The organism is Glaciecola sp. 1036, assembly GCF_050306235.1.
Lineage (GTDB): Bacteria > Pseudomonadota > Gammaproteobacteria > Enterobacterales > Alteromonadaceae > Glaciecola.
This window is the reverse complement of sequence record NZ_JBLWFH010000001.1, coordinates 445,607-459,969: the sequence shown is the minus strand read 5'-3', so window position 1 is coordinate 459,969 and position 14,363 is coordinate 445,607. Positions and strand designations below refer to the sequence as shown.

At 39.7% G+C, this 14,363-nt stretch carries 16 protein-coding genes; 12 read left to right on the top strand and 4 right to left on the bottom strand.

The window, feature by feature from the left end:
* Window positions 1–56 precede the first annotated feature (56 nt).
* Window positions 57–254: a hypothetical protein gene (locus ACNKW3_RS02010; protein ID WP_427397615.1), complete on the bottom strand. Its 198-nt coding sequence runs from the start codon at window positions 252–254 to the stop codon at window positions 57–59.
* 217 nt (window positions 255–471) lie between these two features.
* Between ACNKW3_RS02010 and ACNKW3_RS02005 the strand changes: the two genes are divergently transcribed.
* The 3 genes from ACNKW3_RS02005 to ACNKW3_RS01995 all read left to right on the top strand — a co-directional run bounded on the left by ACNKW3_RS02005 (window position 472) and on the right by ACNKW3_RS01995 (window position 2,217).
* The gene (locus tag ACNKW3_RS02005; protein ID WP_427397614.1) at window positions 472–885 is read left to right on the top strand and encodes a hypothetical protein; all 414 of its coding nucleotides are present in this window, start codon (window positions 472–474) and stop codon (window positions 883–885) included.
* Window positions 886–1,298: 413 nt separating this feature from the next.
* A complete protein-coding gene (locus ACNKW3_RS02000; protein WP_427397613.1) occupies window positions 1,299–1,682 on the top strand; it encodes a hypothetical protein in 384 nt (127 codons plus the stop codon).
* A gap of 211 nt (window positions 1,683–1,893) precedes the next feature.
* A complete protein-coding gene (locus ACNKW3_RS01995) occupies window positions 1,894–2,217 on the top strand; it encodes a hypothetical protein (RefSeq protein ID WP_427397612.1) in 324 nt (107 codons plus the stop codon).
* A 120-nt stretch (window positions 2,218–2,337) separates the two neighbouring features.
* Here the strand turns inward: ACNKW3_RS01995 and ACNKW3_RS01990 are convergent, their stop codons facing one another.
* Window positions 2,338–3,492, bottom strand: coding sequence for a retropepsin-like aspartic protease family protein (locus ACNKW3_RS01990; RefSeq protein WP_427397611.1), 1,155 nt, complete (start codon window positions 3,490–3,492; stop codon window positions 2,338–2,340).
* Window positions 3,489–3,980, bottom strand: coding sequence for an acyl-CoA thioesterase (locus tag ACNKW3_RS01985; RefSeq protein ID WP_427397610.1), 492 nt, complete (start codon window positions 3,978–3,980; stop codon window positions 3,489–3,491). Before ACNKW3_RS01985 ends, ACNKW3_RS01990 begins: the two co-directional genes overlap by 4 nt.
* Window positions 3,981–4,115: 135 nt before the next feature.
* On the opposite strand from ACNKW3_RS01985, the gene ACNKW3_RS01980 reads away from it, so the two are divergent.
* The 6 genes from ACNKW3_RS01980 to ACNKW3_RS01955 all read left to right on the top strand — a co-directional run bounded on the left by ACNKW3_RS01980 (window position 4,116) and on the right by ACNKW3_RS01955 (window position 8,638).
* Complete coding sequence (locus ACNKW3_RS01980) at window positions 4,116–4,727, top strand: elongation factor P hydroxylase (RefSeq protein ID WP_427397609.1); 612 nt, start codon at window positions 4,116–4,118, stop codon at window positions 4,725–4,727.
* On the top strand, window positions 4,715–5,839 hold the full coding sequence (locus tag ACNKW3_RS01975) for an ATP-NAD kinase family protein (protein WP_427397608.1): 1,125 nt from the start codon (window positions 4,715–4,717) through the stop codon (window positions 5,837–5,839). Before ACNKW3_RS01980 ends, ACNKW3_RS01975 begins: the two co-directional genes overlap by 13 nt.
* A gap of 1 nt (window position 5,840) precedes the next feature.
* Window positions 5,841–6,149: a YfcL family protein gene (locus ACNKW3_RS01970; protein ID WP_427397607.1), complete on the top strand. Its 309-nt coding sequence runs from the start codon at window positions 5,841–5,843 to the stop codon at window positions 6,147–6,149.
* Window positions 6,150–6,432: 283 nt separating this feature from the next.
* Window positions 6,433–7,092 (top strand): FlgO family outer membrane protein, encoded by a 660-nt coding sequence (locus ACNKW3_RS01965; RefSeq protein WP_427397606.1) that lies wholly within the window; start codon window positions 6,433–6,435, stop codon window positions 7,090–7,092.
* A complete protein-coding gene (locus ACNKW3_RS01960) occupies window positions 7,089–7,841 on the top strand; it encodes a FlgO family outer membrane protein (RefSeq protein ID WP_427397605.1) in 753 nt (250 codons plus the stop codon). The genes ACNKW3_RS01965 and ACNKW3_RS01960 overlap by 4 nt, the downstream gene beginning before the upstream one ends.
* Window positions 7,842–7,876: 35 nt before the next feature.
* Entirely contained in the window at window positions 7,877–8,638 is a 762-nt protein-coding gene (locus ACNKW3_RS01955) for a FlgO family outer membrane protein (RefSeq protein WP_427397604.1), read from the top strand.
* A gap of 12 nt (window positions 8,639–8,650) precedes the next feature.
* Here the strand turns inward: ACNKW3_RS01955 and mnmC are convergent, their stop codons facing one another.
* Window positions 8,651–10,663 carry a bifunctional tRNA (5-methylaminomethyl-2-thiouridine)(34)-methyltransferase MnmD/FAD-dependent 5-carboxymethylaminomethyl-2-thiouridine(34) oxidoreductase MnmC gene (gene mnmC, locus ACNKW3_RS01950; RefSeq protein WP_427397603.1) on the bottom strand — a complete coding sequence of 671 codons (2,013 nt, stop codon included), beginning with the start codon at window positions 10,661–10,663 and terminating at the stop codon, window positions 8,651–8,653.
* Window positions 10,664–10,827: 164 nt separating this feature from the next.
* Between mnmC and fabB the strand changes: the two genes are divergently transcribed.
* The 3 genes from fabB to ACNKW3_RS01935 all read left to right on the top strand — a co-directional run bounded on the left by fabB (window position 10,828) and on the right by ACNKW3_RS01935 (window position 14,324).
* Window positions 10,828–12,042: a beta-ketoacyl-ACP synthase I gene (gene fabB, locus ACNKW3_RS01945; protein WP_427397602.1), complete on the top strand. Its 1,215-nt coding sequence runs from the start codon at window positions 10,828–10,830 to the stop codon at window positions 12,040–12,042.
* An 84-nt stretch (window positions 12,043–12,126) separates the two neighbouring features.
* Window positions 12,127–13,275 (top strand): 4-phosphoerythronate dehydrogenase, encoded by a 1,149-nt coding sequence (locus tag ACNKW3_RS01940; RefSeq protein ID WP_427397601.1) that lies wholly within the window; start codon window positions 12,127–12,129, stop codon window positions 13,273–13,275.
* A gap of 32 nt (window positions 13,276–13,307) precedes the next feature.
* Window positions 13,308–14,324, top strand: coding sequence for an aspartate-semialdehyde dehydrogenase (locus ACNKW3_RS01935; RefSeq protein ID WP_427397600.1), 1,017 nt, complete (start codon window positions 13,308–13,310; stop codon window positions 14,322–14,324).
* Window positions 14,325–14,363: the final 39 nt, after the last annotated feature.

Below are 14,363 nucleotides of genomic sequence, written 5' to 3'. Positions count from 1 at the left end.
AAACAACAAAAAAGCCGATTTGCTTTAGCAAATCGGCTTTTTTCGTTCTTGGATGATTAAGAACGCAGTGACTTATACTCACTGTCGTGCTGTAGTGCATAATAAATAAAATGCCCTACAAAACCAAAAACTAAAGAAAGTGCAATCCATTTACCACGTTTCGATTTATTAATTAACACACCGCTAGTAGAGGCTTTAACTGCAAATAATGAATGAATACTTGCGAAAAGGCCTAAAATATACATTTCGAACATCTGATACTCCGAAGAAAATGGTAACTGATTATAAGATAAAACGTCTCACCTAAGGTTGCCGCGGATTATACATGAGTATTCTGAAAAACACGGTATAAATGTCGTTAATGGTTATAATTTGTGTGGTGAATTTTGGCTTGGGTTTTGGTAATTTAAATCTACTATTTACGTTATAAATGATATCAATTAACTAATACTCATTTAACAAAGGAATCAAATGGAGCCATTTTATAAACATGTTATTGCAATTCTAATTGGTGTGACATTAGCTTATATGTCAATATTTATTATTGGCGCAGGAGCTGCGATTGCTATTCCGAGTGAAATACTCAAACCTTTAGTGCAAATTTCGAGTATGTTCGCATTCACTCTAGTAGACCTAGTCACCATTGCTGTGCCATTGTCCCTCACTTATTTAGTGTTAGCGTTTTTGGGAGCAAAGTTAATAAAAGCGCCTAGTGTCACCTTTTATGCTTTGGTTTTGATACCTTTAATTTTACTGCAGCTGTATTTTATCCTGCAATCACAGGCTCAAGAAACGTTTAACCTTGCCACTACTTTTCCTAGATTGCTTCTTTTAGTTACCGTTTTTTACGTATTTGCTAGGAATGTCAATCGATCCAATGGCTAAGATTTTCGGGCTATCCCCTCGCACTTATTTGTTGTACCTATAAGCCCCCCTCGCCTAAGCACCCCTCGGCCTTAAAAGATATTGACGTGTCTCTTAAGGCCCTCAAATGTTTTATCTTCGTATTATTAAGAAATAATAACCAAACCAGATGATTAAGAGTCGAATCGAAACAGTTTTTATTTAGCAACACCTAAGCATAAGTTATTAAATCGGCTTGTCCAAGCTAAGAAAGGTGCAGTGTACTTTGTTCTTAGATTCTTAGCTAATGCATGGGAAAGTTTAAAAACCAAATATTTGCGCTATGTTTGTTTACGTATATCCAATAGGAAGTTTTTGTATTTTGAGTAACTCGTAAGTAGGTTAGATATAACAGCTAGTCAGTTCTCTCTTTTCTAAGCATAAAAGGAGTTTGCATGCGCGTCTTTTTAATTCTGGTATTGTTAGCTTGTTCCACTAACATACTTGCTTGTCCAAAATTTAAAAACCAAGAGTTAGAACAAATCGCTAAAAAGTTCTTAACTCTCAAGAATAGATTGCAACAACCAGACCCAACCGAAGATGATATCAATAAATTTTTAGGCTTATTTGCTACTGATGTAGATATTGAGATGATTTTTCCTGATATCAAAACCGTTAACCGGAATAAAAACGAATTTTATCAACGAATCCTCACGGATATAAATAACGAATTCGAATCTAGTGAGCTGCTAATTCTGGAGACAATATCAGGCTTTAACTTTGTTGTTAAAATGCTCGATAGAAGCAAACACAAAGGTAAAAGTCTATTATTACGATGATAATGGCAATAAACAGGCAAATGTATATCAAGACAGCATGGAAGGTGAAACAACATATATTGTCTCACTACAAGTTAATAGAAGAGGTTTGATAGACTATTATTCACATCGTATTGGATGATTAATTTTATTAACTAAATTCTCAGAAGGACAATAGGAAATCGAAACGAAAGGTACTGCGCTGGCATTCAGTTTTATAACGCTCTTGGCTGTGATTGGATTTGCATTAATTGTAATTTCCTTTGGCGTCGCTTTTTTCACAGACACTATTGAAATTGCGAACTTCTTGATGGTAGGAATTGCTTCGGTTTTAACCATTCTTATCAATACCACTATTGTTTATGGTTTAGTTAATCAGAAAATGTGGGCCATTCGTTTAGGTTTGGCGGAGACTGCATTCTTCCTAATTTTATCAATAATGCAAACATGGACACAGGGGCTATCTTTCGCAATCTTAGTTACTTTTTTATTGTTAGTAACTCTTGTTTACAGTCTGCTGCAAGATTATCGAGTATTCAAAACCAATAAAAATTAAGTTTAGAAATCCAAAATCAGATTAGATTATTCTCTATACGATGGAAAAAAATTGGAAAATAAACTTATTCAAAATCGAGTAAATATAGATTTTGCGATTTATACTTATTTCAAAAATGCACTATCGAATTAACCTAAGCCCTACTGTACCGCTAGCCTTGGAAGCGACAAAATCAAACTTAGATAGTACATTCATTCCCAGTAGCCCTTGGTAGTTCCCTAGGTTATTGTCGTCTAATAACATTACTGTTACGTTAGTGAGCTCTGTATTTCCTAAGTATAAGCTAGATAATTTATACATAGGGCTGGAAATCATTCCGCCAGCGGTTTGCACATTAAACAGACCTAAATACTCTGAACGACGTTTTACTTTCTCTTCAAGGCTTTTAGGCAGTGCGGTGACACTGGCGCCGGTATCAACCAGCAATCGCAGTTGCTCTCTATCAAGGTCAACATCAGCAAATAATTGATTATCTATTCTCGTTAGCGCTATTACTTTGCTGTTATCGGTGTTGGCATCCTGTAAAGGCAAATTTGTGTCCGTAACGGGATCTAACGGAGCGTCTTTATTATCCGCCATCGCGTAAATATTGTTGCGTAGCCTTTCGGCGCGTATGTCGTTTGAAGGTAATGCCGCCAAAGTGTCTTCCATTAACCCAAAATGCTCGTCCATTCCATATGATTGGGCAAGGGAATAAATATAAGCTCTATTGGTAGGATCAACTTGTAAAAGGGGTTCTAGAAAAGCCGCTAATAAATGCCAATGTCCATCACCACTGAATTGCTGAATGATTTTGCTGCTATGAATTTCGATGAACTTTTCTACTTCTTGCTTTTGGTGGGCTGCCATGGGCACATCTTTTAAGCCATAATAATGCACAATTGCAGCATTCAGCGGCTGAGTATGATAAATGGCTTCGGCTTCTAGCAATACCGCATCTATATTCGCTGGATAAGCGCGCAGATATTCTCTAACTTCAACCAATAACTCCTCATATCTTTGCGACCCTCGTAAGTACTGAAGTCTATCCCATTGAGCATCACCAATAGATGACACGACTTCCTTATCAGAGGTGACTTTATTTTTAGATGGCGTACTAGAAAATGAGTCAGAGCTAGTTTTGTAATTTTCGGGATTAAGCGCCTTATCTGTTGTTATTGAAACCTCTATTTCTGAATTTTCCTTAGCCCCATTTTCTGAAAAATATAACGCACGTATTAGCAACACATTAGTGGTCAGCGAAAGCGTCAACAAAAATGCGAACAAATATTTCATTTGTCAGACTCATAAATGACGTTTTGGCCATAAGTTTCAATAAATTCAGCTGGCATTGGTTTGGGTTTGCCTGAGGCTAAGCTAACGCATACATAGTCTGTTGTCGCCGTAAGAACGGTTTGTTCGGTATCAGTAGCGATAAATTGAAAATGGCGTTGTAGTCTAAACTTTTTATCACAACCACTTATCCAAGTAGCGCAAGCGACTTGCTCATTAAAAAGGCAAGGGTGTTTGTATTCGATCACATGTTTATGAATTACCATGGCTCGGTCTAAGCGCTGATAATCTTCGATGCTGAGACCCAAGCTAGCCGAGTGTGCCCAAGCTAGCTGTTCTAGCTTTTTTACATACACAGTATTATTCGCATGATTATAATGGTCTAGCTCATCTTGTTGCACTACCCACAGCATTATAAAAGGCCGATTAACTTGCCAATTTAATTCATGCCAGCGATTAGCATCATCCCCAACAAGTTGACATTCAAGCATGTACTTCTACCTTATAGCGTAAAAATCCAAAAAATTTGAAATACAGAAAAGCGATTACAGGATATACTAATGCTTCATGTTTAAGGTAGCAAATCTGCCGAAGTATTAATTATTTGTCTTTTTGACTGTATGAGATTGGATATTCAAACAAAACGCGCTGATTCACATCCCCTAAATGCTGCTCAGATTGAAAAAGTGTTTAATCACACATTTTTCGCGACCCTTGGCACCATACTACAAGGGGGCGCCAGTGAGCCCATTTATATTCCTAAAGGCCAAAATCCCAAAGATTATCAAGATATTCAATTTGAGCAGGCGCCCAATACTGAAAATAATAGCATTTTCTATCGCGCTGATTATGCATCTAGTGCCTTACACGAGGTAGCGCACTGGTGTATTGCCGGTGAGAAACGCCGCAGACAATTAGATTATGGCTATTGGTACTCCCCAGATGGGCGAGACCTGGAACAACAAAAAGTATTTGAAAAAGTGGAAGTGAAACCCCAAGCACTTGAATATGCATTTTCTCTAGCTGCAAATATCGAGTTTAGGGTGAGCGCTGATAACTTATCTTTGCCGAATTACAATAGCTTTGAATTTTCGAAAGCTGTTATTAGTCAATATAAACGCTATCAGCAACTGGGCTTTCCACCAAGAGCTCAAGCATTTATTACTGCATTGAAATCAAGCAAGCAGGATCTTTCTTACAATCAAAATAACAGCACTGGAAATCTATGTTCCGTTTAGGACTCATAATAAATCCTTATTCAGGCATAGGTGGGGCCATTGCACTTAAAGGCAGTGACGGTGCAGAAATTCGTCAAAAAGCCCTAGCCGCTGGTGCAGAAAAAAAATCCCAAAGCAGAACCTTGCTAGCCTTAGAGGCTTTGGCTGATATAAAAACGCAGTTTTGTGTGATTACTGCTAGCGGAGAAATGGGTGAAGACGCGTGCAATCAATTAGGCCTTCAGCATCAGGTTGTTTATTATTGTCAAAATCAACAGACCGAAGCTACTGATACGGTTAATGCGGTTGCCCAGTTACTTGAGCAAAAGATAGATTTACTGCTCTTTGCTGGTGGGGACGGAACAGCCATTGATATTTGTCAGCAAGTGCAAGATAAACTACCTGTGTTGGGAATTCCGGCAGGTTGTAAAATTCACAGTGGCGTATATGCCATTACGCCTCAAGCCGCAGGAAAAGTACTCGCAAGTGTGATTAAGGGGGAATTGGTCAGCCTTATGAGCGCTGAGGTGCGCGATATTGACGAAGACAAGTTTCGACAAGGTGTGGTAGTAGCAAAACATTTCGGTGAAATGTTAGTGCCAGAAGAGCTGACCTATATTCAAGCGGTTAAAATGGGCGGAAAGGAATCTGATGAATTGTTGCTCAGTGATATTGCCGCTTATGTGCAAGAACTCATGCAGGAATATGACGATCATATTTTTGTCATGGGCTCTGGCAGTACCATAGATTTTGTGATGCAGGACATTGGTTATGAAAATACATTGTTGGGCGTTGACCTTGTGTATCAAAATCAATTATTGGCACAAGATGTTACTGCTGACCAATTAGTAAAACTAACTCAGGATAAGCCCGTAAAGCTAGTAATAACGCTTATTGGCGGTCAAGGTCACATTATAGGGCGCGGCAACCAGCAACTCAGTAATAAGTTTTTAGCTCGGTTAAACAAAAATGATATTTATTTAGTGGCCACTAAAGCAAAACTTCAAAGTTTGGGACAGAAGGGATTAATAGTGGATTCGGGGGATCCTGATTTAGACGCTAGTCTGGCAGGTCCAATTCCAGTAATTACAGGTTATAAAGACCAAGTATTGTATTTTGTAAGAGGAGATTAGATTGATTTTATCCGCTGAATTCGAGGATTATCTTTCAAACAAAGAAACCTTTTTAGACAGTTTTATAGAGCACGGAAGTGATCAAGAATTATTTGCTGCCAGTTACCTTCATGGCCACCTATCTTTAATCGCTGCAAGAGTATTTGGCGAATATACGAATAACACAACGGAAGCTGAATTTAACCAAGCGACTAGTAAGTTTTTATCAGAACTTCAACTAAGCATACAACAAGCGATAGATGAAAAAGAGTTGACTGCGGAAGACGCTGCTGATGTACAAAAGATGTATCAACGTTTACTCACTGCATGATTTTGCCACCTAAATTGCCGCATCCGTTTTACTCTGCAAAGCATTGCCGCTCACACTCAGTCGTCATCTGACTAACCCCAAAAAAAACACTTCTGCAAATTTAACCTTTTGAAATATATGCTAAAAACATATTTCTTTTGATTTGTGAAAAGTGGAATCATTATTGCTAAACATCAGTACCTGATAGGTTAAACGCCAAAAATTTGTGGCTAATAGGATCACAAATGTATCTGAGCGCTGGCAGTGACCAGAGCAAAGAAATAATGGCTAAACGAGTATTGATATGAAGAATCACCTTCAAAGTTTTATAAATTTTATTGTTTCAATTTTGTGTGTGCTGGTGCTGTTATCGCTTACAGCCTGCGATTCTTTGCCAATGAGTCGGAAAGAGTCCCATGTTGTAGAACAAAAGGTAGTACTTGGAAATACAGAATTATATACCCACGAATTGGCAATGGAATTATTTGCTCAGATGACCCCTGATCGTCAATTTAGGTATGCAGTAGCGGGTTTTGTGCCTGTTACCAGTCTAAAAACAAACTTAGATCATCAAGGCCCATTGATGTTATTGGGACATCAGCTGGAGCAAGGGCTTACCACTGAAGCGGTCAGACTGGGCTTTATTGCACAAGATTTTAAAGCTGCCAATAGTTTAATTTTATCGGAATATTCAGATCGAGCTTTGTCGCGGGATCTTGCCCATTTGCGCAACTCACAAAATATCGATTTTTATATCACCGGAACTATTACCGAACAAGAATCAGGCGCAATAGTAAATGCGCGAATAATTAATGTACGCAATAAAGATGTTATCGCTGCCGCAACCAAATACTTCCCAGCAGAATTATTCTGGCAGAGAGAACAAGTAACCACACGAAATGGCATGTTGTATAGAACGGATAAACCGCTTAAAACATCACGTAGCGCTGGAGATGACGAATGAAATTTGTATTTATAACTGGATTAATTTTTGTATTGTCAGGTTGCTCAAGTATGAGCATGCCTGAATTCGATATTTTATCTATGTATCAAAATGATGAGCCAGAACAGGAAGCAGCGCCTGAAATTGTAGATGTAGTGGCTGCTGATAATCAGAACTATACAGTTGCACAGGATGATAGACGAGTGGATGCCTTCGGTGCCATGCTAAAACCCAATGTGATTTCTCAAACCCCTGGTGCTTATAAAAGTACACCCTACGTAAATCACGTAGGTGACTATGTTAGAGATATGGCGCAAGACTTAGTGTCCACTATGGAGTATGTCACCGAGCGAACCCCTGTTGCGGTAACAAACTTTGTGCTTATTGATAGCGACTTGCGAGAAACCAATCTTTTAGGTCAGCAAATGGCTGAATCCTTTGTACATGAGTTTCACAAATTCCGTATGCCAGTGGTCGAATATAAAGCGACGCAGTTTATTCGAATCACTGAAACGGGGGACTATATTTTATCTCGGGATTATCTCGAACTGAATAATAGTACACCTATTCGATACGTTTTAACGGGCACCATGACTAAGCATCAAGGCGGTTATATTATCAACGCTAAAATGTTGGGCATGGAATCTAAAGTGGTAGTTGCTAGTGCACAGACCTTTATCCCGTTTTATGTTGTTGATGCTTTGTTACCAAGTTCATCCAGTCGACAAAATGACGTGGTCGATGGGGTAAGAATTATTCGTGGTGAATAATGCAAATAATATCAGCAGAATCTGAGGATAGAATAATGCAAAAAATGAGGTCGTTTTTAAAAGTAGTTGCTTTGGTAGGAACCTCTGTATATTTATCTGGCTGTGCAGTGAGTGAAATGTTGACTGCTGGATACACGCCACCACGTAAAATTGGCGACTTTTTAGCCCAAGAATATGGGTTAGCAGGTGAATTACCACCTGAATTGCAAAATAACAACAACGAAGCTCGCAACACTATCTCCCTTGATAATTACAAGGGCGATATTGTGATCAGCGATAATACTGAACAAGTGCCGGTCGATGTTGGTATTTCTATGCATGCAAATCTCTATCGTCCATCATTTACCTTTAAAGGCGTAGAAGACTATGCGGCTCAGCTATCTCGTAAATTGGTTAAAAATGCGGTAGGCCTGAGTAGCGATCTCAAAATTGGTGTCAGTTCCTTTGTGGTGCTTGATGAAACCTTGCAGAGCACCAGTATTTTAGGTAACCAATTATCTGAATATTTAATCAGTGAAATGCAAAGCTACGGTTTAGCGGTTATTGATCATAAATTAATGCCTGCACTGAAAGTAACTTCTTGGGGCGATATCGCTTTTTCGCGCAATATCATCGAGCTGTCAAACCACCGCCTAATGGATTATGTGTTAACCGGCACCATGATTGAAAAACCCAACGGCGTGTTTGTAAATGCGCGCATTATTTCGGTGTCTACTAATCAAGTCATTGCATCTGCACAAGGGCTAATACCAGATTTCGTAGTCGCTTCCATTGAACGTCAATTAGTGCGACGTTAATAAGCGAGTTTCTTATTCGTGAGCTTTTTTCATAAGCTCACGAATCAAAAATCTATTTGGATTGATCGCATTTAATAATTTTTCCGAAAGTGGCAAAGGTTGATTATCAATCTGATTGGCTATCAATGTTGCGCACAGTGGCGCAGTAGTTAGTCCCCTTGAACCAAGACCACTCAATATGAAAACATTTGGCATTTGTGGCGCAGGCGGATATTGCATTGGATTATTAAATTTCGCAATGCGCGCATAAGTGTTCTGCTGGGCTTCAAAATCGGGCATATTGCCAACAACAGGAAGATGATCTGGTGTAGAGCATCGAATCGCCGCTCGACCTTCTGTTTGTTCTTGAGAATTCTTTTCCAGCAGTTGTTGCCAATTCTCAAGCGGCATAGCTTTCATATGGACAGACAAATTCTCGTCTTTATCTTCTTTTCTATACGCCATGTTTGTATCGTTCTTGGTATAGGTAGATCCTAATGCGTGTTGCTGTTGAAGAGCGGGAGTAAAATATCCTTTGTGACAAATCACTGCTTGTAACTGAGAAAACTCCTCATTGGTGGGAAGGTATTCTACCTGTCCGCGAGTTACTCTAAAATCGATATCTTGCTTAAACAGCGCTTTACTCCCGTCTCCTGTGGCCAGGACCAAAGCATCGGTTTGTTTTACTTGTTGAGCATTTTTACCTTGGTATTGAACAATGGGTTTATCATTTTCAATATTGAAAAACGCTAATTCCGTGTGGCAATAATAATTAAATTTGGGATAACGCGAACAAAGTTTAAATATTGCTTTCACTAGAGAAATAGGCGATATCCATCCACCTTCAGGTAAATAAATACCACCATGTGGAAGTGCAACATTGGCCAGTTTACTAGCGCAATTTTGCTCAACAAATTTGACTAATTGTTCCGGCCAAAGCTGTCTTTCTTGCATTTTGCTTTGGCGTTCACTGACATTTTGATTAAACGCCAGTTGGAGCACACCACAGAACTCAGAATCAAATGACTGTTTTTGTTTCAAAGCAGAATAATAGTGACGAGCATATTCAAAGCAGTGTATATAAAACATACTAGAAACACTGTAATCAGCTTGCAGTTGGGGATAAAAGCCGCCGATAAAATTTCCCGAAGCTCCGTCGCCTAATTCTCCCTTGGATATTACTTGAACAGCATACCCTCGTTTTAATAGTTCATAAGCAGTGAGCAAGCCTGCTAGTCCAGCGCCAACCACAGTCACTGAATCAACCTTAGTCGCGTTGGCGCGGGCGTACCAAGGAGCACTTTGGAGACGTTCGCTGGTCATAGACAAAAACTGACCTACAAGCATGTCGCGTTTGCGACCAAACCCTTTGCGTTTTTTGACCTCAAAGCCTACGTCTTTTAAACCTCGTTTAACTATGCCTGCGGCAGTAAAGGTAGCAAAGGTTGCATTTTCGCAACTTAAACGTGCAATGTGTTTAAATACTGCTGGTTGCCACATTCCTTCATTTTTACTTGGGGCAAATCCATCTAGAAACCATGCATGGGCTAACCCTTGATTTGCATACAATGTTTGTATGCTTTGCTTAATATCACCCAATACTATGTCTAGGGTAATCTCTTCCGTTAATTGAATTCTATGAATGCCTTCGATAGGCAGCGGATACTGGGCAATTAAGGCTTGATAGAGGTTATTTAATGACGGACGTTGTGACGCGATAACTTTTAAATCAGTTACAGAAATTGGGTATTGCTCAAAGGTAAAAAAATGCAAAAAACGCAGTTTATGAGTTGGGTTTACGCGCTTGAATTGTAAAAACTGCTCAGCCGCTAAAAGCATATTTAAGCCTGACCCAAACCCCGTTTCACCTATTATAAAGGTTGTTTGGCTAAATTCTAACCATCTTTTGTTAAGTTCATTACCTTCTATAAAAACGTAATTAGTTTCCGCAATGCCATCGTCATTGGAAAAATAAACATCATCGAACTTATCGGAAGTTGGGGTGCCATACTGATTAAATGAAACCTTAGCATATTCGACTTTCATAGGCGGCTGTGCTATTCCTTTTTAGACTACTTTGTAAATTTAATGTGACTTGAACAGACTTTTTGTGACAGTATATCGTTAAGAGCAGACCAGTTGAATCAAATTACACGCTAACATATGCGACAAAAATTGGTACAAACAAAAAATTTAATGAAAGGTGATAAATGAAACGAGCAGTTATTACGGGATTAGGCGTAGTTTCCAGCATAGGCAACAATGCCCAAGAAGTCTTAGCATCGTTAAAATCAGGTACCTCTGGCATTACATATTCAGAACAGTTTGCAGAGATGGGCTTGCGCAGTCAGGTTTGGGGAAACCTTAAGCTTGATTTAAAAGAATTAATTGATAGAAAAGCGTTGCGATTTATGGGCGACGCAGCAAGCTATGCTTATCTTTCCATGCAACAAGCAATTGAAGATGCAGGTTTAAGTGAAGCTGAATATTCGAATGAAAGAGTAGGGATTATCGCCGGATCTGGCGGTGCATCTTCCGAAAATCAGGTTATTTCAGCTGATATCTTGCGCGAGAAAGGCGTCAAGAGAATGGGACCATACATGGTCACCCGTTGCATGGCGAGCACGGTTTCCGCTTGTTTGGCAACACCTTTTAAAATTAAAGGCGTTAACTATTCTATCGCATCTGCTTGTGCCACCAGTGCGCATTGTATTGGAAATGCTTGGGAACTGATTCAACTTGGTAAACAAGATATGGTGTTTGCCGGGGGCGGCGAAGAATTACACTGGGCATTATCTAGCCAGTTTGATGCCATGGGCGCATTATCCACCAAGTATAACGATAATCCAGCGGTTGCTTCTCGTACCTATGATGCAGATCGAGATGGTTTTGTCAGTTCTGGCGGTGGCGGTATGGTAGTAGTTGAAGAGCTAGAACATGCACTGGCAAGAGGAGCTAAAATTTACGGAGAAATCGTTGGTTATGGCGCGACATCAGATGGCTACGATATGGTGGCTCCGTCAGGTGAAGGTGCAGCCCGTTGTATGCAAATGGCAATGCAAGGAATCGACCAGCCGCTTGATTATCTTAATACTCATGGTACTTCGACACCTGTAGGTGATGTGCAAGAACTCAAAGCAATACAGCAAGTTTTTGCAGGTGCTTCTCCAGCGATCAGTGCTACCAAATCATTAACTGGGCATGCGCTAGGTGCTGCTGGTGTGCATGAGGCTATTTATACCTTATTAATGATGCAACATGGTTTCATATCTCCCTCTATTAATATCGATAATTTGGATGAAGCTGCACAGAATCTAGATATAGTGACTCAAACCCGTGAGCAAGAAGTGAACTTGGCGATGTCAAATAGCTTCGGTTTCGGCGGAACTAACGCTTCTTTAGTATTTAAAAAATACCAACTATAAGCTGGAAATATTAATGTCTACAATAGGGTTGAATACATTCATTTACTATAATAAATGAATTGTTCAACCTACATCCTTTAATTTATGAAGATTAAATACGACCAAGCAATGCCCTATGCAGAAGCATTTTTTTCCGATATTGGAAATGCTCAAGGGTTTGAAGTTGGAAAGTTATCAGCTAGTCAGTTGTCAGATGCTGACATCCTCTTAGTTCGATCTACCACTAAAATTACCGCTGAATTATTAGATATGGCGCCTAATCTAAAGTTTGTTGGTACTGCTACAGCAGGTTTTGACCATTTTGATGTTAGTGCACTAAATCACAGAAATATTCAGTGGAGCGCGTCTCCCGGATGTAATGCCAGGGCTGTGGCTGAATATGTGTTAGCAGCGGTACTTCATTATTGTCAAAATAATTCTTGTGATATTTCAACGCTTTCCATTGCGGTTGTCGGCGTTGGTGAAGTAGGTAGCAGAGTCAGTCAGCTCTTCAAAGCGCTAAATTTGCAAGTGGTTGAATATGATCCACCAAAACAGTTGCGTGATGATACATTTACAAGTGCACCATTGGATGATGTTTTGGACGCCGATATTATTAGCCTGCATACGCCCTTAACGAAAACTGGGCAATTCCCCACGTTTCATATGTTTGATCAAGATAAACTCCTTGATCTCACATCATCCCAATTATTTATTAATGCGGCGCGAGGCGAAGTAGTAGAAAGTGAATTTTTGCATCAAGTTACCCAGGTAGCGCCGACTCTGATATTTGATTGTTGGGAAAATGAACCTGAAATTAATCGCGATCTTATTCCCAAATGTCTGTTAACTACAGCGCACATTGCGGGGCACTCCCTTGAAGGAAAAGCACGTGGAACCTACATGTTGTATGCAAAGTTATGTGACATTTTTTGGTTACGGGGTGATTTAACGCTCAAGGATTTTCTGCCAGATTTTCCAGCCTCAGAAGCTTTACTCAATGTGCAAAATGAGATTAATAAACAGGGTTTGACTCAACGTTTGCTGCATCAACTTGTTACTTGCTTCTATGATATCAAAAATGATGATAGTTTTTTTCGTCAGCACATGGCAAAATCGGCTTCAATTTCAGAAATCCGACGACATTATCCTATTCGACGCGAATTCGACGCAATTTCGCTAAAGATAGATGATAGAAATACACAACAACAATTGTTGGATTTAGGGTTTAGTGTTACCAGCGACAGTATATAAACCTGTAAACACTGTTGAGGACTTTTTTAGATATGTCAAAAGCTTATAATGTAGCCGTGCTAGGTGCAACTGGTCTGGTAGGTCAGACTATGATGGATGTTTTAGCCGAGCGTAATTTTCCAATTGATACCTTATACCCGCTTGCCAGCGAACGATCTGCCGGTGGTACAGTGGAATTTAAGGGTAAAAAACTTACAGTATTAAATGCTGATGAGTTTGACTGGACCCAAGTCCAGCTTGGATTCTTTTCTGCCGGTGGTAGTGTATCTGCTAAATTTGCACCCATTGCCGCGGAAGCTGGTTGTGTTGTCATTGATAACACCAGCCATTATCGTTACGAGCCTGATATTCCTTTGGTTGTGCCAGAAGTCAATAAAAGTGCATTAGCTGATTTTAGAAATCGCAACATTATTGCCAACCCAAACTGTTCCACAATACAAATGGTAGTGGCGCTTAAACCAATTCACGATGCGGTAGGCATTGCGCGAGTAAATGTAGCGACATATCAGTCGGTTTCAGGTGCAGGTAAATCAGCGATGGAAGCGCTTGCTTCACAAACTGCTAGTTTATTAAATGCTAAACCCATTGAATCAGAAGCGTTTTCTCGTCAAATTGCGTTTAATGTCATTCCTCAAATTGATGTTTTCATGGACAATGATTACACCAAGGAAGAAATGAAAATGGTTTGGGAAACGCAAAAGATAATCGGCGACGATAGTATTTTGGTGAATCCTACTGCTGTTCGTGTTCCTGTGTTTTATGGTCATGGTGAAGCTGTGCATATTGAGACTCATCAGCCGATAAGTGCTGAAGAAGTAAAAGAGCTTCTTAGAAATGCTGAAGGCGTTAAGTTGCATGATGCCAGAGAAGACTTCCCAACCCAGGTATGTAGTGCCAGTGGTAATGATTGGGTGCATGTTGGGCGTGTTAGAGAAGACGTGTCTCATCCTAATGGTATAAATATGTGGGTAGTGTCTGATAATATTCGCAAAGGCGCAGCAACAAATAGTGTGCAAATTGCAGAAGCTTTAATTGCAGAATATTTATAAATAAAATCGGGTAAATGCCGATAAAATAAGGTATTAATC